Annotated in this window: 20 protein-coding genes; 16 read left to right on the top strand and 4 right to left on the bottom strand. The window is 66.7% G+C overall.

Annotated features, from left to right (window positions below):
- The first annotated feature begins 2 nt into the window (after nt 1-2).
- From CVS48_RS15460 to CVS48_RS15395, 14 genes are read left to right on the top strand one after another with little or no spacing between them, the layout of a single operon-like run.
- Nucleotides 3-1,700 carry an ApeI family dehydratase gene (locus CVS48_RS15460; protein ID WP_100855203.1) on the top strand — a complete coding sequence of 566 codons (1,698 nt, stop codon included), beginning with the start codon at nt 3-5 and terminating at the stop codon, nt 1,698-1,700.
- Complete coding sequence (locus CVS48_RS15455; RefSeq protein ID WP_197723152.1) at nt 1,687-2,439, top strand: glycosyltransferase family 2 protein; 753 nt, start codon at nt 1,687-1,689, stop codon at nt 2,437-2,439. Before CVS48_RS15460 ends, CVS48_RS15455 begins: the two co-directional genes overlap by 14 nt.
- On the top strand, nt 2,436-3,398 hold the full coding sequence (locus CVS48_RS15450) for an LpxL/LpxP family acyltransferase (protein ID WP_100855202.1): 963 nt from the start codon (nt 2,436-2,438) through the stop codon (nt 3,396-3,398). Before CVS48_RS15455 ends, CVS48_RS15450 begins: the two co-directional genes overlap by 4 nt.
- The gene (locus CVS48_RS15445) at nt 3,391-3,834 is read left to right on the top strand and encodes an acyl-CoA thioesterase (protein ID WP_100855201.1); all 444 of its coding nucleotides are present in this window, start codon (nt 3,391-3,393) and stop codon (nt 3,832-3,834) included. The genes CVS48_RS15450 and CVS48_RS15445 overlap by 8 nt, the downstream gene beginning before the upstream one ends.
- Nucleotides 3,831-4,544: an outer membrane lipoprotein carrier protein LolA gene (locus CVS48_RS15440; RefSeq protein ID WP_242001266.1), complete on the top strand. Its 714-nt coding sequence runs from the start codon at nt 3,831-3,833 to the stop codon at nt 4,542-4,544. Before CVS48_RS15445 ends, CVS48_RS15440 begins: the two co-directional genes overlap by 4 nt.
- The gene (locus CVS48_RS15435; RefSeq protein WP_100855200.1) at nt 4,528-6,855 is read left to right on the top strand and encodes an MMPL family transporter; all 2,328 of its coding nucleotides are present in this window, start codon (nt 4,528-4,530) and stop codon (nt 6,853-6,855) included. Before CVS48_RS15440 ends, CVS48_RS15435 begins: the two co-directional genes overlap by 17 nt.
- A 41-nt stretch (nt 6,856-6,896) precedes the next feature.
- Nucleotides 6,897-8,141, top strand: coding sequence for an NAD(P)/FAD-dependent oxidoreductase (locus tag CVS48_RS15430; protein WP_100857676.1), 1,245 nt, complete (start codon nt 6,897-6,899; stop codon nt 8,139-8,141).
- Nucleotides 8,142-8,149: 8 nt separating this feature from the next.
- The gene (locus tag CVS48_RS15425) at nt 8,150-8,704 is read left to right on the top strand and encodes a hypothetical protein (protein ID WP_100855199.1); all 555 of its coding nucleotides are present in this window, start codon (nt 8,150-8,152) and stop codon (nt 8,702-8,704) included.
- A 28-nt stretch (nt 8,705-8,732) separates the two neighbouring features.
- Nucleotides 8,733-9,947, top strand: coding sequence for a beta-ketoacyl-ACP synthase (locus CVS48_RS15420; RefSeq protein ID WP_197723153.1), 1,215 nt, complete (start codon nt 8,733-8,735; stop codon nt 9,945-9,947).
- Nucleotides 9,944-10,453 (top strand): hotdog family protein, encoded by a 510-nt coding sequence (locus tag CVS48_RS15415; protein WP_100855197.1) that lies wholly within the window; start codon nt 9,944-9,946, stop codon nt 10,451-10,453. The genes CVS48_RS15420 and CVS48_RS15415 overlap by 4 nt, the downstream gene beginning before the upstream one ends.
- Nucleotides 10,450-11,181 (top strand): 3-oxoacyl-ACP reductase FabG, encoded by a 732-nt coding sequence (gene fabG, locus CVS48_RS15410; RefSeq protein WP_100855196.1) that lies wholly within the window; start codon nt 10,450-10,452, stop codon nt 11,179-11,181. Before CVS48_RS15415 ends, fabG begins: the two co-directional genes overlap by 4 nt.
- Nucleotides 11,181-12,407, top strand: coding sequence for a beta-ketoacyl-ACP synthase (locus CVS48_RS15405; protein ID WP_100855195.1), 1,227 nt, complete (start codon nt 11,181-11,183; stop codon nt 12,405-12,407). The genes fabG and CVS48_RS15405 overlap by 1 nt, the downstream gene beginning before the upstream one ends.
- Nucleotides 12,408-12,456: 49 nt before the next feature.
- Nucleotides 12,457-12,897, top strand: coding sequence for an excinuclease (locus CVS48_RS15400; protein WP_100855194.1), 441 nt, complete (start codon nt 12,457-12,459; stop codon nt 12,895-12,897).
- Nucleotides 12,898-12,948: 51 nt separating this feature from the next.
- A complete protein-coding gene (locus tag CVS48_RS15395) occupies nt 12,949-13,410 on the top strand; it encodes a GatB/YqeY domain-containing protein (RefSeq protein WP_100855193.1) in 462 nt (153 codons plus the stop codon).
- Between the two features lie 82 nt (nt 13,411-13,492).
- Here the strand turns inward: CVS48_RS15395 and dinB are convergent, their stop codons facing one another.
- Nucleotides 13,493-14,575, bottom strand: coding sequence for a DNA polymerase IV (dinB, locus tag CVS48_RS15390; RefSeq protein ID WP_100857675.1), 1,083 nt, complete (start codon nt 14,573-14,575; stop codon nt 13,493-13,495).
- A 123-nt stretch (nt 14,576-14,698) separates the two neighbouring features.
- On the opposite strand from dinB, the gene CVS48_RS15385 reads away from it, so the two are divergent.
- Nucleotides 14,699-15,115: a PaaI family thioesterase gene (locus tag CVS48_RS15385; protein WP_100855192.1), complete on the top strand. Its 417-nt coding sequence runs from the start codon at nt 14,699-14,701 to the stop codon at nt 15,113-15,115.
- 47 nt (nt 15,116-15,162) lie between these two features.
- Here the strand turns inward: CVS48_RS15385 and CVS48_RS15380 are convergent, their stop codons facing one another.
- Entirely contained in the window at nt 15,163-15,618 is a 456-nt protein-coding gene (locus CVS48_RS15380) for a BPTD_2524 family lipoprotein (RefSeq protein WP_100855191.1), read from the bottom strand.
- A 164-nt stretch (nt 15,619-15,782) separates the two neighbouring features.
- On the opposite strand from CVS48_RS15380, the gene CVS48_RS15375 reads away from it, so the two are divergent.
- Complete coding sequence (locus tag CVS48_RS15375; protein ID WP_419191456.1) at nt 15,783-17,672, top strand: S9 family peptidase; 1,890 nt, start codon at nt 15,783-15,785, stop codon at nt 17,670-17,672.
- Between the two features lie 3 nt (nt 17,673-17,675).
- Here the strand turns inward: CVS48_RS15375 and CVS48_RS15370 are convergent, their stop codons facing one another.
- Together CVS48_RS15370 and CVS48_RS15365 are read right to left on the bottom strand one after the other, a co-directional pair.
- Nucleotides 17,676-18,917 carry a GGDEF domain-containing protein gene (locus CVS48_RS15370; RefSeq protein WP_100855189.1) on the bottom strand — a complete coding sequence of 414 codons (1,242 nt, stop codon included), beginning with the start codon at nt 18,915-18,917 and terminating at the stop codon, nt 17,676-17,678.
- A 448-nt stretch (nt 18,918-19,365) separates the two neighbouring features.
- Complete coding sequence (locus tag CVS48_RS15365) at nt 19,366-20,616, bottom strand: MFS transporter (protein WP_100855188.1); 1,251 nt, start codon at nt 20,614-20,616, stop codon at nt 19,366-19,368.
- Nucleotides 20,617-20,738 lie beyond the last annotated feature (122 nt).

Raw genomic sequence — 20,738 nt, 5'->3', positions numbered from 1 at the left:
CCATGCGCTGGACACCGCTGGAACACCTGCTGCTGCCGTCGGACGATACCGACAGCACGTGCATTGCCGACGAGCCGCCGCTTGCGCGCGCTGCCTTCGCGCAAGCCAGCCTGCGCGTGGCCGGAGCCTTGCAGGCGCGCGCGCCGCAACGCGTCGCGCTGTGGTTCGACGACGCCGCGGCGCTGGCGATCGCTCTCTTCGCCTGCTGGCGCGCGGGCATCATCGCCGTGCTTCCCGGCGATGCCCAACCCGCCACCTGCGCCGCGCTGGACGCGGACGTCACCGGATGGCTCACCGACGCCGACCTGCCCCTGCCGCCCGCCCGGCAATGGCGGCTGGCGGATCTGCAAGACCATCCCCCGCTGGCGCCCGCCCGCCTGGACCTGTCCTTGAGCCTGGTGCTGTGTACCTCGGGCTCCAGCGGCACGCCCAAGCATCTGCACAAACCATGGCGGCAGTTGTCGGCTGAGGTCCAGGCCTTGCAGCAGCAATGGCCCGACCTGGATGCGCCCGTGCTGGGCAGCGTCTCGGCCCAGCACATGTATGGCCTGCCGTTCCGAGTGCTGTGGCCGCTGTGCGCGGGCCGGCAGATCGACCGCCGCCAACGGCTCTATCCCGAAGAGCTGCAACAGGCCAGCCTGCGCTACCCGACCTTCACCTGGATCGCCAGCCCCGCCTTGCTGCGCCGCCTGGGCCAACGGCTGGATTGGGCTCAACTGCGCGGCCGGCTGTTACGCATCCACTCGTCGGGCGGCGCGCTGCCGCCCGAGGTTTCCGACGACATTGAACGCGAACTGGGCCTGCGCCCCACCGAAATCTACGGCAGCTCTGAAACCGGCGCGGTGGCCTGGCGCTGCGGGTCGGCCGATTGGCAGCCCTTGCCGGGCGCGGCCATCAGCGTGAACGCAGACGGCGCCTTGCGCGTGCAGTCGCCGTGGGTAAATACCGCCGACGAACAGACCGCGGACGGCGCGCAGCTTACCCCCAACGGCTTCCAGCTACTGGGCCGCCTGGACCGCATCCTCAAGATCGAAGAAAAGCGGATCTCGTTGCCCATGCTGGAACAGTGCTTGATGCGCCATGCCTATGTCAGCGACGCGCGCGTGGGCCGCGCCACCGGCGCCACGCGCCTGACGGGGCTGGTGGCGCTGTCGGCCACGGGCCTGCACGCGCTGCGCAACCAAGGACGCAAAACCGTCGTTGACGCGCTGCGCGCGCACCTGGGCGCCGGATTCGAATCCCTGGCCATTCCGCGCGCGTGGCGTTTTTTCAGGCACCTGCCCAGCAATGCACAAGGCAAGCTGCCGCAGGCTTTGTTCGACGCGGCGGCCGGCCCGCGCCCGGTGGCCCCCATCACCCAGGAAGTGCCCGGCCAGCCCGCCAACGAACGCCGCTACACGCTGGACATTCCCCACGACCTGGCATTCTTCAGCGGCCATTTTCCGTCCGTGCCCGTGGTGCCTGGCGTGGCCCAGATCAGTTGGGCCGTGTCGATCGCCCAGCGCGATCTTTGCCCCGGCTTGCGCTTTGCCGGCATGGAAGCCTTGAAGTTCCAGCGCCTGTTGCGCCCCGGTGACCAGGCCCAGCTTGCCTTGCGCTGGGACGACGCCCGGCAGAAGCTGTATTTCACCTGCACGGTGGACGATGCCCCCTGCTCGTCCGGCCGCATTCTGCAACAGGACGGCCATGCCGCTGCATAAGCTCTGCGCCGTCATCCCCGTCTATAACCACGGCGCCACCGTCGCGGCCGTGCATGCGCAATTGGCGGCACAGGGCCTGCCCTGCGTGCTGGTGGACGACGGCTCCGAACCCGGCTGCGCCGCCGTGCTGGACGCGCTGGCCAAGCAGCCCCGCACACATCTGCTGCGCCGCGCCGAAAACGGCGGCAAGGGCGCGGCGGTGCAGGACGGCCTGCGCGCCGCCGCCACGTTCGGCTACACCCACGCCTTGCAGGTGGACGCCGACGGCCAGCACGCACTGGCAGACGCCGTGGCCTTTGCCGACGCTTCCCGCGCCCACCCGCAAGCCGTGATCTGCGGCGCGCCGGTCTATGGCGACGACGTGCCGCGCAGCCGTCTTTATGGGCGCTGGCTGACCCGCGTCTGGGTATGGATCAACACGCTGTCATTCGACATCCCCGACGCCATGTGCGGCTTTCGCGTCTATCCGCTGGCGCGCGTGCTGCCGGTTCTTGAGCAGGCCAGCGTGGGCCGCCGCATGGATTTCGACATCGCCATCCTGGTGCGCCTGCATTGGCGCGGCGTGCCGATGGCGTGGCTGCCCACCCGCGTCACCTACCCCGCAGGCGGCGTGTCGCACTTCAAGGGCCTGCGCGACAACCTGCTGATCAGCCGCATGCACGCGCGGCTGTTCTTCGGCATGCTGGGCCGCGCGCCCGCCTTGCTTTGGCGCCGCCTGGCGCAAAAGGCGCGCCCTTGAGCGCCGCCGATCCCCACTGGGCCCACCAGACTGAACGCGGCAGCCCCGCGCTGATGCGCCTGACGGCCTGGGCCGCCCGCAAGCTGGGCCGCCGCGTCGTGGCGCCGGTGGTGTGGCTGGTTGTGCTGTACTTCTACGCCTTCGGCGGCCGCGCGCGGCGTGCCATCGCGCAGTACCAGCAGCGGCTGTCGCAAACCGCGCCGCTGCGACAAGAACGGCAGCCCCCCTCGCAGCATCCATCGCAACCCGTGCCGCTGCCGCGCACCCTGCCCGTATACCGCCAGTACCTGGCGTTTGCCGACGCCATGCTGGACAAGCTGGACGTCTGGCAAGGCAAGATCACGATGTCGCACCTGGACATCACCGACCCCGACGGCCTGCATGCGCAAATGGGCGTGGGCCGGGGCCAGATCCTGGTGGGCTCGCACCTGGGCAATATCGAAGTCTGCCGCGCGCTGGCCGAACAGTCCGGCCTGCTGCGGCTAAACGTCTTGGTGCACAGCAAGCATGCGGTCCACTTCAACCGCCTGCTGGGCGAAGCGGGCGGCGGGCTGCGCATGATTCAAGTCAGCGAACTGGACGCGCCCGTCATGCTGGACCTGGCGCAGCGGCTGGAGCGTGGCGAATGGCTTGCCATTGCCGGCGACCGCGTGCCGCTGCAAGGCGACCGCACCACCCTGGTTGATTTCCTGGGCGCCCGCGCCGCGCTGCCGCAAGGGCCGTGGCTGCTGGCCGGCCTGCTGCGCTGCCCCGTCAATGTGCTGTTCTGCACGCGCCACGGCGCACGCTATCGCGTCGCCATGGAACGCCTGTCCGACGGCATCGAATGGACGCGCGCGACGCGCCAGGAACGCATCGCCCACTGGGCGCAACGCTACGCCGACCGCCTGGCCGCGCATTGCCGCCAGGCGCCGCTACAGTGGTTCAACTTCTACCCCTTCTGGAAAGACGATGCGTAAACGAGGCCTTATCGGCGCGGAAATCGACATCCGCGTGCCGTTCTTCGACGTCGATTCGCTCAACGTCGTGTGGCACGGCCACTACGTGAAGTACCTGGAACAGGCGCGCTGCGAACTGCTGGACCGACTGGGCCACAACTACGACGCCATGCGCGCCAGCGGCTACGCCTGGCCGGTGATCGACCTGCATCTGCGCTACGCCCAGCCGGCCCAATTCGGCCAGCGCCTGACGGTGCGCGCCGAACTGGTGGAATGGGAAAACCGCTTGAAGATCAACTACCTGATCCTGGACGCGGCCACCGGCCAGCGGCTGACGCGCGGCACCTCGGAGCAAGTCGCGGTGAGCATCGACACCCGCGAAATGCAATTGACCTCGCCCGCCGTCTTCGTGGACGCCGTGCGGCGCAAGCTGCAATCCCTGGAGTCCGCGACATGAATGGGCTGAACATGAACGCGCTGAATATGAAGGCACGCCACATGAAGGCGCTGGGCATGAACGTGTTCCGTTCCCTGCTTTGGGTCACTCGCCTCCAGACCGCGCGCGCCGCCGCGCATCATGTGGCCTTGCTGTTGTTGCTGGCCGCCCTGCCCGCGCACGCCCACGCCTTTGGCCTGGACGAGCTGCAAGCCCAGTTGCGCGCCACGCCCATCGTGCGCGGCCACTTCGTGCAGCAAAAATTCCTGCGCTCGCTGCCGCAGCCGCTGACCAGCCGGGGCGACTTCACGCTGGCCGCCGGCAAGGGGCTGTTGTGGCTGCTGCGCACGCCTATCGCGCAAGATCTGCGCATCAACGCCAACGGGATTTCGCGGCGCGACGACTCCGGCGCCTGGCAAGCCCTGCCGCAGCAAACCGGCTCCAGCCGCGAGAACCGCCTGTTCCTGGCGGTGCTGGCGGGCGACACGAAAGGCCTGCAAGAAAACTTCGACCTGACGCTGACGGGCCAGGCCGGCGCATGGCAGTTGCTGTTGACGCCCCGCTCCGCCTTGCTGCGCCAGATTTTCGACAACATCCAGATCAATGGCGGCAAGCTTGTCGACCGCATCGAGCTGCGTGAAACCCAGGGCGACCGCAGCGTCCTGCAAATGACGGACGCGGCGCCCGCCGACGCACTGACTCCCGAGGAGCAACGTGCGTTTGCCGATTGAGCGCTGGCTGCCCCGCCTCTTCAAGCTGGGCTTGTTGCTGGTGCTGTGCGTGGGAGCATGGCAGTGCCGCCATGGCTGGCCGGTGTCGGCCAACCTGATGGAACTGGTGCCGCGCGCCCAAGCCGACGCCTCGCGGCAATTGGCCGAAGCCCGCATCCAGGAACCGCTGTCGCGGCAGTTGCTGGCGCTGGTGGCCGCACCGCCTGGCGCCGACCCGGTTGCCCCCGCGCGCGCCTTGGCCGAGCGCCTGCGGGGAAGCGGCCTGTTCGCGTCGGTACAGCTTGAATTGAATGTGGACGTGCCCGCGTTGCGCGCGCAACTGCTGGCTGGCCGGCTTGCCATGCTGCCCATGGCCGACCGCGAACAACTAAGCTCCGCCCCCACCGCCTACGCCCAGCGGCGCGCGCGTGAATTGTCCGACCCGTTTTCATCGTCGGGGCTGGTGTCCGTGGACCAGGACTGGCTGGGCCTGACGCGGCGCGCCGAACAGGCGCTGCGCCCCGGCGGCGCGGTGCAATACGACATGGGCAGCGGCACGCTGCAAGCCGAACACGGCGACAGGCGCTGGGTGCTGGTGCGGGCGGAAACCCGTGCGGACGCTTTCGACACCGACGCGCCGCAAGACCTGTCGGCGCGCATCGATGCAGCCCGGCAAGCGCTGCGCGCCGACGGCGCTGAATTGTTGGTGGCAGGCGGCCCGCTGTACGCCGCCGCCGGGCGGGCGCAGGCCATGGCGGAAAGCACGTGGATTGGGTCCATCGCCTTGGCGGGCATCGTGCTGGTGCTGCTGTTAGCCCTGCGCCGCGTGCGCGCCTTGCTGGCGTTCGTGCCCGTGGCGGTGGGCTTGCTGACCGGGGCGGTGGCCTGCGTTGCCGTGTTCGGTTCGATCCATGTGCTGACGCTGGTGATCGGCGCCAGCCTGATCGGCGTGGCGGTGGACTTTCCCATGCACTGGCTAGGCAAAAGCTATGGCATGCCCGACTGGCGGGCGTGGCCCGCGTTGCGCCGCGTATTGCCGGGGCTGAGCATCAGCCTGGCGGCAAGTCTGGTCGGCTATATCGCGCTGGCCTTCACCCCGTTTCCCGCCTTGACGCAGACCGCCGTGTTTTCGGCGGCTGGCCTGTTGGGCGCTTACGCCTGCACAGTGTGTCAGTTGCCGGCCTGGATGAACGGCTGGCAACCCCGCCCGTGGCCGCCCCTGCTGCAAGCCGCCGAGGCCGCCCTGCGCCTGCGCGAACGCCTGGCGGGCCGGCGCGTGCTGTTGGTGGTCGGCGCGCTGGCGCTCAGCGCCGCCACCGTGGGCGGCATCAGCCGGCTTGTCATCCAGGACGACCTGCGCCAATGGTTGAGCCTGCCCGCGCCGCTGTTGCAGCAGGCGCGCCAGATTGGCGAGATCACCGGCTTCACGCCCACCAGCCAGTTCTTTCTGGTGCGCGGCGCCAACGCTGATGAACTGCTGCGCAGGCAGGCCCAAGTGGCCAACAAGCTGGACGCGCTGGTCAAGCGCGGCGATCTTGCCGGCTACAACGCGCTGAGCCAGCTGGTGTCGCCCGCTGAAGACCAGCGGGCGCTGGGCCAGCGCCTGGCAGCCCTGGCGCAACAGCCGCAGGTGTGGAAGCCATTGACCGACCTCGGCATTCCCTTCGACGCCGTGCAACACGAACTGCAAGCCCTGGCGGCGCTGCCCACGCTTAGCATCGACGCCGCGCTGCAAGGGCCGCTGGCCGAACGCTGGCGCGCGCAGTGGCTGGGTGAGCACAACGGCGAGGCGGCCGGCATGGTCACCTTGCGGGGCCTGCGCAACACCGCCGCGCTGGACGGCATCACGCAAGGGCTGCCCGGTGTTGAACTGGTGGACCGCAGCGGTGACCTGAACCGGATGTTCGCATCCACCCGCATCGAAGCCGCCGAACTCAAGCTGCTGTCCTACGTCGTGGCGGCGGTGCTGCTGCTGCTGACCCTGGGCCGCGCCGCCACCTGGCGCATCCTGGCAGTACCCGTGGCCGCCACTGCCTGCGCCCTGGCGGCCCTGGGTTACCTGGGCCAGCCGCTGACCTTGTTCAGCCTGTTCGGCCTGCTGCTGGTGTCCGCCATCGGCGTGGACTACGCCATCTTCATGTATGAACGCGTGGCGGGCGCGGCAGCCAGCCTGGTCGGCATCTTGCTGGGCGCCGTCACCACGCTGCTGTCGTTCGGGCTGCTGGCCGTGAGCCAGACGCCCGCCATTGCCAACTTCGGCATGGCGGTGGCGCTGGGTGTCGGCTTTTCCTTGCTGTGGTCACCCTGGGTGCGTCCGCCCCCGGCGGCCTGACCGTGGCCAACTTTTATTGCACCGACATGGAATCAACTCGCATGGAACATCGTGAAGTCGTCGTGATTGGAGCGGGCCCCGCCGGCGCGGTCGCGGCCGCGCTGCTCAAGCGGCAAGGCCACGATGTGCTGATGCTGGAACGTCAACAGTTCCCGCGCTTTTCCATCGGCGAAAGCCTGCTGGCCCACTGCCTGGAATTCGTGGAAGAAGCGGGCATGATGCCCGCCGTGAACGCGGCGGGCTTTCAAGTGAAGAACGGCGCCGCCTTTGCGCGCGGAAACGATTACACCTACTTTGACTTCCGCGACAAATTCACCGCCGGCCCCGGCACCACCTTCCAGGTGCAGCGCGCGCAGTTCGACAAGGTGCTGGCCGACGACGCCGCCCGCCAGGGCGTGGACGTGCGCTACCTGCAGGAAGTGACCGCCGCTGACTTCAGCGGCGAGCAGCCCGTGCTGGACGTGCGCGGCGCTGACGGCGACAGCTATCAGATCCAGAGCCGCTTCGTGCTGGACGCCAGCGGCTACGGCCGCGTGCTGGCGCGCCTGCTGGACCTGGAACGCCCGTCGTCCATGCCACCGCGCAAAGCCATCTTCACGCACATCGAAGACCGCATCGACGACCCCGGCTTTGACCGCGAGAAGATCCTGATCAGCGTGCATCCCGAACAGCCCGGCATCTGGTACTGGCTGATTCCGTTTTCCAACGGGCGCTGCTCGTTCGGCGTGGTGGGCGGACAGGATCTGTTCGGCGGCCCCGACCAAGACTTGATGAGCACCCTGCGCGCCATGGCGGATGCCGCCCCGAACCTCAAGCGCGTGCTGGCCAACGCGGTCTGGGACACGCCCGCCAACACCATCGGCGGCTATTCCGCCAGCGTCACGCGGCTGCACGGACCCGGCTATGCGCTGCTGGGCAACGCCGCCGAATTCCTGGACCCGGTGTTTTCATCGGGCGTCACCATCGCCCTGCGTTCGTCCAAGCTGGCCACCGACGCCTTGCACCGCCAGTTGCGCGGTGAACAGGTGGATTGGCAGGCAGACTTTGCCGACCCCTTGATGCTGGGCGTGGAAACCTTCCGCGCCTATGTGCAGGGCTGGTACAGCGGCGAATTCCAGGACGTGGTGTTCCACAAGAACCCGCAGCCGGACATCCGCCGCATGATCAGTTCCATCTTGGCGGGCTACGCCTGGGACACGGCCAACCCCTTTGTGGCCAGCCCGCAGCGCCGCCTGCGCATGCTGAGCGAGCTGTGCCGTGGCGTCACGCAAGCAGAACCGGTCTGACACCCACCATGCGCACCCTTCCGTTCCCCCTACCCGCCCGCCGCGCCACCGCCACGGCGATGCTGCTTGCCGCGCTGACGGGCTGCGCCGGCGCCCCGCCCCTTCCCGCGCGCGATGCCCACTTTGCCTTGCCGCGCCAATTGCATGTGGTGCAGTCGGCCGCCGGCCTGCCCGCGGTGGACACGATGCTGGTGGTGCAGCGCGAAGGCGCGGCGTTGCGCTGGTCGCTGTTTGACCCGATGGGCGTGCCGCAAGCGCGTCAGATGCTGGAAGCCGGCCATTGGCGCAACGATGGCTTCCTGCGTCCCAACGCCCAGGCCCGCGACATGTTCGCCGCGCTGATGTTCGCGTGGACGCCGCAGGCAGAGCTGGACGCCGCCTACGGCGCGGGCGCGTGGCGCGCGCAGCGGCACGATGACGGTGGGGCGGAACGCAGCCTGCGGGATGGCGCCAAGGTTCGATGGACGGTGCGCTGGCCGCAAGCCGCTCGGCCCGAGGTCTTTACCATCACCGGCGCCGATGGCGTCACGTGGCGGATCGAACCGCTGAAGGAGTCGCCATGAATGGAAGCTGCAATGAACGGGAGCCGAAATGAATAGAAGCCCCGTGACCAGTTGGTTAAGCGCCCCCGGCATCGTCTGCGCGCTGGGCGCGGGCGTGGATGCCGTCGCACAGGCTGCCTTCAGCGGCGACACGCGCGGCATGCGCAGGCAGACCGGCTGGGTCAACGGCCGCAGCCTGACGCTGGGCGCTTATGACGGCGCATTGCCGTCGCTTTCCGATTCTCTGCCCGCACACCTGCACAGCCGCAACAACCGCCTGCTGCTTGCCTGCGCGGACCAGATCGCGTCGCCAGTGCAACGCGCCATCGCCCGCCATGGCCCGGCCCGCATTGCCGTGGTGCTGGGCACCAGCACGTCGGGCGTGAACGACAACGCGCCGGACTTCCGGGCGCTTGCCGCCGAAGGCGCCTTTCCCCCTGGCTACGATTACCGCCGTCAGGCGCTATCGTCGCCCGCGTCGTTCCTGGCCGCGCACCTGGGCGTGACCGGCCCGGCCTACACGCTGTCCACCGCGTGCACGTCCAGCGCCCGCGCGCTGCTGTCGGCACGCCGCTTGTTGGCCCTGGGCCTTTGCGACGCGGTGGTGTGTGGCGGCGCCGATACGCTCTGCCGCCTGACGATCAATGGCTTCGCCACGCTGGAAGCCATCGACGACGGGCTCTGCCAGCCATTCTCGGCCAACCGCCGTGGCATCAACATCGGCGAAGCCGGTGTCCTGTTCGTGATGGAACGCGACGCCTGCGATGCCGATGCCGTGGCCCTGCTGGGCGGCGGCGCCAGTTCGGACGCCTGGCACATGTCGGCGCCCGAGCCCTCCGGCGCGGGCGCGCGGCAGGCCATGCTTGCCGCCCTGAACGCCGCCGACCTCACGCCCGCCGACATCGGCTGGGTTAATTTGCATGGCACCGGCACCGTGCACAACGACGCAATGGAAAGCCAGGCCATGCATGCCGTCTTCCCCGAAGGCGTGCCCTGCGCGTCCACCAAGGCCTTGACCGGCCACACGCTGGGCGCCGCCGGCGCCATGGAAGCGGCGCTGTCGTGGATGACGCTGTCCGCGCGCACGGCCGACGGCCGGCTCATGCCCCACGTCTGGGACGGCCAGCCCGACCCGGCGCTGCCCCCGCTGGATTTCAGCAGCAGCGTGCACCGCTATGCCCAAGGCCGGCCGCGCATCGCCATGAGCAACTCGTTCGCGTTCGGCGGCAACAACGCCAGCCTGATCCTGGGAGCCCGCTCATGAACGCATGCCCCTGGCCCATTGCCAGCCTGCTGCCGCACGCCGGCAACATGATCCTGATTGACGACGTGCTGGGCTATGACGCCGACAGCCTGCGCGCCCGTGCCGTCGTCAAGCCTGGCCCCTACTCCTTGCCGGACGGCTCGCTACCGCCCTGGCTGGGCATGGAATTCATGGCGCAAGCCGTGGGCGCCTGGGCCGGCTGCCACGCGCGCGAAGCCGGTGCCAGCGTCAAGCTGGGATTCCTGCTTGGCACCCGGCGCTACGACTGCCACTGCGACAGCCTGCCCGTGGGCATGGCCCTGTCCATCCACGTCCAACGCGGCCTGATCGACGCCAGCGGCATGAGCGTTTTCGAATGCGAATTGCGCGAAGAGCAGCGTGATGAACGCAACGAAAGCGACGAAGGCAAGGACCGCAGCGATACCCGCCTGCTGGCGCACGCCCGGCTGAATGTCTATCAGCCCAAGGACCCCAACGAATTTACTCAGGAAGCCCCCCTCACATGAGCGCCGCCCCCATACTCGTCACCGGCTCCAGCCGCGGCATCGGCCGCGCCATCGCGCTGGCCCTGGCCGACGCCGGCCATGACCTGGTCCTGCATTGCCGCCAACAACGCGAACAGGCCGAAGCCGTGCTGGCCGAGGTCACCGCGCGCGGCCGCCAAGCCCGCATTTTGCAATTCGACGTGTCCGACCGCGCACAATGCGCGTCCGTGCTGCAAGCGGACGTGGACGCGCACGGCGCCTATTACGGCGTGGTGCTGAACGCCGGGCTGACGCGCGACGGCGCATTCCCGGCGCTGACCGGCGACGACTGGGACCAGGTGCTGCGCACCAACCTGGACGGCTTCTACAACGTGCTCAGCCCGCTGGCCATGCCCATGATCCGGCGCCGCGCGGCGGGCCGCGTGGTCTGCATGGCATCGGTGTCGGGGCTGGTGGGCAACCGTGGCCAGGTCAACTACAGCGCGTCCAAGGCCGGGCTGATCGGCGCCGCCAAGGCGCTGGCCGTTGAACTGGCCAAGCGCCAGATCACCGTGAACTGCGTGGCGCCCGGCCTGATCGATACCGACATGATCGACGAGCACGTGCCCGTTGAAGAAATCCTGAAGGCGGTGCCGGCCCAACGCATGGGCAAGCCCGAAGAGGTCGCCGCCACGGTGGCCTTCCTGATGTCACCCGGCGCCGCCTACATCACGCGCCAGGTCATCGCCGTCAACGGAGGCTTGTGCTGATGAACCGCGTCGTCATTACCGGCATGGCCGGCATCAGCGCGCTGGGCTCGGATTGGGCCAGCGTGCAGCAAGCATTTCAATCGGGCCGCAGCGCCATCCGGCACATGCCGGACTGGTCGCGCTTTGCCGAACTGAACACGCGGCTGGCCGGGCCGGTGGAAGATTTCCGCGTGCCCGCGCACTGGACCCGCAAGCAACTGCGCAGCATGGGCCGCGTATCGCAACTGGCCGTGCGCGCCGCCGAACTGGCGCTGGAAGACGCCGCGCTGCTGGGCGATGCCAGCATCACCGACGGCCGCATGGGCGTGGCCTGCGGCTCGTCGGTGGGCAGCACCGCTGAAATCCGCGCCTTCGGCAACATGCTTCTTAATGGCGTCACCGACGATCTCAACGCCAATTCCTATGTGCGCATGATGCCGCACACCACGGCCGCCAACGTCGGCATTTTCTTCGAACTGAAAGGCCGCATCATCCCCACGTCCAGCGCCTGCACATCGGGCAGCCAGGGCATCGGATATGCCTACGAGGCCATCCGCTACGGCCGCCAGCAGATGATGCTGGCCGGCGGCGCGGAAGAACTGTGCGCCAGCGAGGCGCTGGTGTTCGACGCGCTGTATGCCACCAGCCAGCAGAACGACACGCCAGAGCTCACGCCCCGCCCCTACGACCGCGACCGCGATGGCCTGGTCATCGGTGAAGGCGGCGGCATGCTGGTGCTGGAATCGCTGGACCACGCACTGGCGCGCGGCGCGCGCATCCATGCCGAAGTGGTCGGGTTCGGCAGCAATTCAGACGGCACCCACATCACTCGGCCCGAAGCCGCGACCATGCGGGTCGCCATGGAAATGGCATTGGCGGATGCCGGCCTGCCCCCCGAAGCCATCGGCTATGTGAACGGCCACGGCACCGCCACGGAACAAGGCGACATCGCCGAAACCCAGGCCACGCACGCGCTCTTTGGCAGCCGCATGCCGATCAGCTCGCAGAAAAGCTATCTGGGCCATACGCTGGGCGCCTGCGGCGTGCTGGAGTCCTGGTTCAGCATCGAAATGCTGAACCGCGACTGGTACGCCCCCACGCTGAACCTGCGCAATATCGATCCGCGCTGCGGCGAACTCGACTACCTGCAAGGCGATGGCCGCCGCATGAGCAACGAGTACGTCATGAACAATAATTTCGCGTTCGGCGGCATCAACACGTCCCTGATTTTCCGCCGCTGGTCCTGAGCCCTCTCTTTCAGCCCTTGATTCACTTTCATACTCGGAAACGCTCGTCATGAAGATCTCCTACAAGCTGTTTGGCGCCCTGTCCCTGTCGCTTGCCTGCTCCGCGCAAGCGGTGGCGGCGGATCGCACCGTGTTCCTGCCCCTGCAACCCGCCATTGACGCGGCCCTGGCGGCCGGCAAGATCGACGGCAGCGTGAAGTTCTACCTGGCGGGCACCGGCCCGAAAGGCCAAGTGCTGGAAGCGGGCGTGGTCACCAACCGCAAGACGAACGCCTTTGCCAAGAAGGACGCGGAAGCCTGCCTGTGGGTGGCCCAATCGGCGGTGATCGCGCTGCACGAAGCCGCCAAGAAGGCCAACGCCAACGCCGTCACGAATATCGTCAGCTACTATCGCAAAAACGAATACAGCAGCAAGACCGACTACGAATGCCATGCTGGCGCGGTCGTGGCGGGTGTGGCGCTGCGCGGCGACCTGGCCCGGCTGAAGTAAAACCCGATTTACACTTGCGGATTGCCGCAACACCACCCAAAAGGTTCACTTATGAGCACTGCTACGCTCAAGACCCGCCTCTCTGATGCCGTCAAGGACGCCATGCGCGCCAAGGCCTCGGAACGCCTGACCACGCTGCGTTTCCTGTTGGCTGCCGTCAAACAGAAAGAAGTGGACGAACGCCGCGAGCTGAACGACGCCGAAATCACCGCCATCATCGAAAAGCAGGTCAAGCAGCGCCGCGAGTCCATCGCCGCGTTTGAACAGGCCGGCCGCACTGAAACGGCGGAACAGGAAAAAGCCGAACTGCTGGTGCTGCAAGAATTCCTGCCGCAAGCCGCCTCGCCCGAAGAAGTGGCCGCCGCCATTGACGCCGCCTTGGCCGAAGTGGCCGCGCAAGGCGTGACCGGCGCGCCCGCCATGGGCAAGGTCATGGCGCTGCTCAAGCAAGCGCTGGCTGGCCGCGCCGACATGACGGCGCTGTCGCAGCAGGTCAAGGCCCGCCTGGCCTGATTCGTCTGGGCTGCCGCGTCTGGCCTGATTCGTCTGGCCTGCCGCGTCTGGCCTGATCCCTCAGCCCAGGCCGAGCCGCCGTTCAGAACGCGCCGCCAAACAGATCCGGCTGGCGCGCCTGCTCAGCGGGGTCGGCAAAATTGCTCATCCCCACCCCTGCCAGCCGGTACAGCGTTTCCGGCGGCAGCTCCACGCGCTCGCACAGCAACCTGGCCACCGAGGCCAGCTCGGCCGCCGACCCCGGCGGGTTCAAGCTGGTCTGGCTGCGCGTCAGAATGCGAAACCGGTCGGTCTTCAGCTTGAGTACCACCGTGCGTCCCAGCGCGCCCTTCTTCAAAGCCTGATCCCAGACCTTGTCCGCCATGCGGTCGATGGCGTCGCCCAGCGCGTCCAGGCGGATATCTTCCGAAAACGTGGTTTCCGCCGACACCTGCTGCAAGGGCTGGTCGGTCTGAACCTGGCGTTCGTCGATGCCGCGCGCCAGCTCGTACAGACGCCTGCCGTAACGGCCGAAATAGTGCGACAGCTCTTCCACGCTGTGCGTGGCCAGGTCGCCCACCGTCTGAATACCCAATTGCTCCAGGCGCGCCTGCGTCACCTTGCCCACCCCGGGCACCTTGCGCACCGGCAAGGGCTGCAAGAATTCCAGCACTTTGGTGGGCCGGATCACGAACTGGCCGTCGGGCTTGTTCCAGTCTGACGCAATCTTGGCCAGGAACTTGTTGGGCGCAATGCCGGCCGACGCGGTCAGACCCGTTTCTTCCTTGATCTGCTGGCGAATCACTTGCGCCACCTCGGTCGCGGACGGCAAGCCGTACTTATTCTGGGTCACATCCAGATAGGCCTCGTCCAGCGACAGCGGTTCGATCAAATCAGTATGGCGGGCGAAAATCTGCCGGATCTGGCGCGACACGTCGCGGTATCGGTTGAAGTCGGGCGGCACATAGATGGCGTGCGGGCAAAGGCGTTCGGCGCGGATCGCGGACATGGCCGAATGAATGCCGAAGCGCCGCGCCTCGTAAGACGCGGCGCACACGACCGAGCGCGGCCCGGTCCACGCCACAACGACGGGCTTGCCACGCAGCTCGGGGTTGTCGCGCTGCTCGACGGACGCGTAAAACGCATCCATATCCACGTGCACGATCTTGCGCAAGAGTTCAGACATTCCGATGAAGACCAGGGTGGCCGCCGCCGCGCCATGCTGGCGGACGCTGGCGGGCACTGCAAAAAAATATATTATGACCGGCTGAATCGCTTAACCACTGCCTACCCACCCCATCCACCGCCCATGACCGCACCCGCATCCACCGACTATTTCGGCCTGACGATCCCCTTCATGCACTTCATTGGCCTGGTACCCGAAAGCATCGCGCCGGGATTCGCCCGCACCACGCTGCCCTGGCGCCAGGACCTGACCAACAGCCGTGGCGACGTGCATGGCGGCACGCTCATGAGCGTGCTGGACTTCACCCTTAGCGCGGCGGCGCGCGGGTCGGCCGACGCCACCGAAGGCATGGCCACCATCGACATGAACACCACGTTCCTGTCGCCCGGCACGGGCGATCTGGTCATTGAAGCGCGCTGCCTGCGCCGGGGCGGGTCCATCGCCTTCTGTGAAGGCGACATCCGCCGCGCCGATGGCGAACTGGTGGCGCGCGCCACGGCCACCTTCAAGATCGTCCGCCGCCGCCCGGGCGGCGACTGACCAGCCCCCAAGCGGCCCAACACCGGCCCCGCGCACGGCGCCGGGGCTTAGTCCCGCAGGTCGCGCGAAGGCTTGACGGGCGTGCGCGGGTCCAGCGGCATGTAGCTGCTGCAAGACGTGATGCTGTAGTAGATGGCGTCTTGCATCGCGCGCATTGCCGCCGCGTCCCAGGTGCCCTTGCCCCACATCACAATGCGCACGTCGGTGCTCTTGGGGCCGGCGGCCTTCAGGTCGACCCGCGACATTTCGTTGTCGCTATACGGCGCCAACACGCGCACCACGCCCGACTGCGCCGCTTCGTTCAGATCAGACACCACGCGATAGGCGTTGTCGGTGCTGCGCAGGCAGTTGTTCGACTGCCGGATCACCGCGGCGTAAGCGTCCTTGAACGCGACCGGCGCCTTGAATTCGCTGTGCGGCGACGCGCTGTCCGACGAGATGCCCAGCGAGCAACCCGCCAGGCCCAATACCAGCGCCGATACCGCGACCAGATTCCTGACCATGTAATTCTCCAGATGAACTGCCGCGATTATCCCGCAAACCGCACAGCGGCATAAGTGGGGCCGGTTCGACACCGTCCGCGCGACTATGGCATTATCGATCGCATCCAAATCGCGGAGGTCTTGCCTTGTTTTCATTCATGACGCGCACTGTCCTGGCCGCCAGCATGGCCGGCATCGTCGGCACCACGCTGGGCGCCTGCGCCACCCAGCCGCCGCCCCGCGCCTATCCTCTCAAGGACTTTTTCCGCAATCCGGAACGCGGCTTCTTCCGCCTGGCCGATGACGGCCGTACGCTGGCCTTCATGCAGCCCACCAGCGTGGACGGCCAGCCGGCCCGCATGAACATTTATGTGCAAGCGCTGCAAGGCAGCAAGCTGGTGGGCGAGCCCCGCCGCCTCACCAGCGAAACCGCCCGCGACATCTCCAACTACTTCTGGAAGGGCGCCGACGTGGTGCTCTATCAAAAGGACTTTGGCGGCGACGAGAACTACCACGTGCTGGCCGTCAACGCCAAGACCGGCAAGATCACCGACCTGACCCCGTATGAGGGCGCGCGCGCCAGCATCGAAGACGACCTGGAAGACGACCCCGACCACGTCCTCATCAGCCACAACCAGCGCAACCCCGAGGTCTTTGACGTCTACCGCGTCAACGTCCACACCGGCGCGGCCGTGCTGGTGGCGCAGAACCCGGGCAACATCGTCGGCTGGCAGACCGACCACGCGGGCAAGGTGCGCGCCGCCGTCACCAGCGACGGCCTGAACACCACCCTGCTCTACCGCGACGACGAAGCCTCTGAATTCCGCCCGCTGATCACCACCGACTACCGCACCAACGTCAGCCCGTCCTTCTTCACGTTCGACGACAAGAAGATCTACGCGCTCAGCAACCGTGGGCGCGACAAGCTGTCGCTGGTGGTCATCGACCCCGCGCAACCCGACGCCGAAGAAGAAATCTTCACGCCCGACACCGTGGACCTGGACGGCGCGGGCTACTCGCGCAAGCGCCGCGTGCTGACCCTGGCGGCCTACCAGACCGACAAGCCGCAATACAAGTTCTTCGATGCGCAATCCGAAGCCCTGTTCAATACGCTGACTGAAAAGCTCAAGGGCTACGACATCGCGCTGCAAGGTTCCAACCGCGACGAAAACGTGTTCATCGTCGCCGCCTACAACGACCGCACGCCGGGCTCGCGCTATCTGTACGACGCCACGTCCGACACGCTGACCAAGCTGGCCGACATCAACCCGGCCATTCCGGAAAGCGACATGTCGCACGTGCGGCCCATCAGCTACCAAAGCCGCGACGGGCTGACCATCCATGGCTACCTGACGCTGCCCGCCGGCCGCGACCCCAAGAACCTGCCTTGCGTCGTCAACCCGCATGGCGGCCCCTGGGCGCGCGACGGCTGGGGCTACAACCCCGAAACGCAATTCCTGGCCAATCGCGGCTTCTGCGTGCTGCAAATGAACTTCCGAGGCTCGACCGGTTACGGCCGCGCCTTCTGGGAAGCCAGCTTCGGGCAATGGGGCCTGAAGATGCAGGACGACATCACCGACGGCGTGCAATGGCTGGTACAGCAAGGCATCGCCGACCCCAAGCGCATCGGCATCTACGGCGCCAGCTACGGCGGCTACGCCACGCTGGCGGGCGTGGCCTTCACGCCGGACCTGTACGCCGCGGCCGTGGACTACGTGGGCGTGTCGAACCTGTTCACGTTCATGAAGTCCATTCCGCCGTACTGGAAGCCCATGCTGGACAAGATGCAGGACATGGTCGGCCACCCCGAACGCGACAAGGATCGGCTGGCCGCGACCTCGCCCGCGCTGCACGCGGACAAGATCAAGACGCCGCTGTTCGTGGCGCAGGGCGCCAAGGACCCGCGTGTCAACAAAGACGAAAGCGACCAGATGGTAGCCGCGCTAAGGGCGCGCGGCGTTGAAGTGGAATACATGGTCAAGGACAACGAAGGCCACGGCTTCCACAACGACGAGAACAAGTTCGAGTTCTACGAAGCCATGGAAAAATTTCTGACGCAACACCTCAAGCCCTAACGTCTAACGTCCGGCGCCTTCCTGCGTCACCAGCGGCCCATTCGCCGCTGGCGCCATCCCGACCAGGCTGCTTACCTGCATGCGGCCTGGGGCGCGCCCCCCAAACGCCATTTCCACACGGTCACGCCCTTGTTCCTTGGCGCGGTACAGCGCCACGTCGGCACGCGCCAGAATGACGTCGGCGCTATCGCCCGACTGATAGGACGCCAGGCCGCCGCTGGCGGTCATGGGCACTTCCACCCCTTGCAGGTATAGCGGCGTGTCGCGCAGCGCATCGCACACGCGCTGCGCGTGCACCAGCGCGCGCGCGGGGTCGCAGTCCACCATCAGCAGCACGAACTCTTCGCCGCCCAATCTGCCGACACGGTCGGTAGCGCGCACGGCGTTCTGCGCCACCTTGGCGAAGTGGCGCAGCGCCGTATCGCCGGCCGCATGGCCATAGCGGTCATTGATGGACTTGAAATGATCGATGTCCAGCACCAGCACCGCCAGCGTGCTGCCCGAGCGCGCGCAGCGTTGCAGTTCGCGTTCCAGTTCATCCAGGATGCTGCGGCGGGAATGCACGTGCGTCAGGCTGTCAAACGTCAACGCCGCCTGCATCTGCTCGGACAAGCGGGTCTGCACCAGCAACAGCAGCGCCAGGAACAAGGCGGGCACGGCGACCGAACCGCACACAATGAAGAACAAGCCCCATGGCGACGGCTGCACCAGCGAAACCGGTTCAGCCCAGCCCAAGCCATAAACCAGCACCCGCAGCGCGTGCAGCGCGGCCACCCCGACAATCGCCAACATCAGATAAAGCACCACGCCACGCGTACGGATCTGATCGCGCTGCTGGAAGATCACCCGGCCCGTCATCAATGCGCTGACACAGGTAAACCCCGAGAACAGCAACATGCGGCCGGCCAGATCATCCGTGCCATACAGCAGCACCGCGAAGCCCAGCACACACAACACACTGATTCCCGCCGTGCGCACGATATGCGGACGCAGCCCAAAAAACTGGCGCACGCCCACATAGACCAGGCTGATGGCGAACACCCACGCCGCGTTGGACACAATGACGTAGACCCCCGGCGGTATCAGCCGGGCAGTGGCAAACGCCAGCAAGGACAGCACGGCCAGGGCATTCGCGGCGATAAATGCACGTATGCCGCGCACGCCGCGCGCCTGGAACGGCAGCAGCAGCGGTAACGCCAAGGCCGTGGCCAGCCCCCACATCAGGAAAAATAAGGAAGTCGTCATGTTGTTTGCCGGGCCGCCTTGCAGGCGTGCGCCGCCGCTTCTGACCTGCTGTTGCACTGGGTTCGTAAGGTGAAAACGTGTTACACGTCAGCATGATTGATGCTTTTTGTTACCAATAGGACTAAAGGCAAAATCCCCGCAAGACGGCGATGCGTCGTTGCGAGGGCGCGATTTGTCCAGAACCTTTACCACCCGCGCCAAGACGATTGCGCGGTATGCACGGAGAATACGCCAAGGCCGGGGCGCCCGGTTCAACCTTTGCAGTATTTGACAGTTAAAACTTTTACCCGTCCGCCATCGCAAAGGACGACGGGTTAGGCCATAGATTAATTATTGTGGGCCGCCCTTCATAGTCGTCCATAAGCGCTAGTGCGCGTCCGAGGATCCCATGCTTTAGTAGCGTGCTTGATAGGCGCGCGTCATTGGCGTGCTTTCTCGACTCACCCTTTTACCCTCGCGCCTTCTCCACATTCGGCAGCAAGATCGCCACCACCCCCAGCAACGGCAGGTACGCGCACACCTGGTACACATAGCCGATGCTGGTGGCGTCAGCCAGCTTGCCCAGCGCGGCGGCGCCCACCCCGCCCATGCCGAACGCAAAGCCGAAGAACAGCCCGGCAATCATGCCCACCTTGCCCGGCACCAGTTCCTGCGCATACACCACGATGGCGGAAAACGCCGACGCCAGCACCATGCCGATAACCACCACCAACGCGCCCGTCCAGAACAGGTTGGCGTACGGCAACAGCAGCGTGAACGGCGCCACGCCCAGGATCGATACCCAGATCACGATCTTGCGGCCGATGCGGTCGCCGACGGGGCCGCCCACCACCGTGCCCACCGCCACCGCGGCCAGGAACAGGAACAGGTACAACTGCGCCTCGCGCACCGACAGGCCGAATTTGTCGATCAAATAAAAAGTGAAATAGCTGTTCAGGCTGGCCAGATAGAAGTACTTGGAAAACACCAGCACGCCCAGCACCGCCAACGCGCCCATGACCTGATTGCGCGACAAGCCATTGCCGGCCCCCTCGCGGCGCGCGCGGGGCTTAAGAATGACGCGATTCGCGCTATACCAACGGCCGATACCTGTCAGTACCACGATGCCGAACAGGGCCGCCAAGGAAAACCAGGCCACGCTGCGCTGCCCATGCGGAATGATGAACAAGGCCGCCAACAGCGGCCCCAGCGCCGACCCCACATTGCCGCCCACCTGGAACAACGACTGCGCCAGGCCATGCCGCCCGCCCGAGGCCATCCGCGCCACCCGTGACGACTCCGGATGGAACACCGACGAGCCCGTGCCCACCAGCACCGCCGCCACCAGCAGCCAGCCGAACGACGGCGCCACCGACAGCAGCAGCAGGCCCAGCAAGGTGAACCCCATCCCCACCGGCAGGGAATACGGCTTGGGATGGCGGTCGGTATAAAAGCCGATGAAGGGCTGCAACAGCGACGCCGCCAGTTGATACACCAAGGTGATCAGCCCGATCTGCGCAAACGACAGGCTGAACGAATCCTTCAGCATGGGATAGATGGCCAACAGGATCGACTGGATCATGTCGTTCATCAAATGCGCCACGCTGATCGCGCCCAGCACCTTGAAAGCGGTCGAGGGCGCAGCGGGGGCCGGTGCGGCGGCGGGCGAGGTGACGTTGGCGTCGGAGATACCGGCCACGGGGTTCTGGGCGGAAGTCATGGGGCGAAAGTCCGGGGCGAAAGAGGTCGCGTGAAAGCCGTGACGGCGAAAATAATGGGTCGGCATATAGAACAGAGGGAGCGCCCCGGCCAACAATCAGGGCACTGTCCACAGTGTAAAAA

The organism is Achromobacter spanius (genome assembly GCF_002812705.1).
In the GTDB taxonomy this organism is placed as follows: domain Bacteria; phylum Pseudomonadota; class Gammaproteobacteria; order Burkholderiales; family Burkholderiaceae_B; genus Achromobacter; species Achromobacter spanius.
Note: the sequence above shows the minus strand (reverse complement) of the source record. Positions and strands in the feature narration are given on the sequence as shown.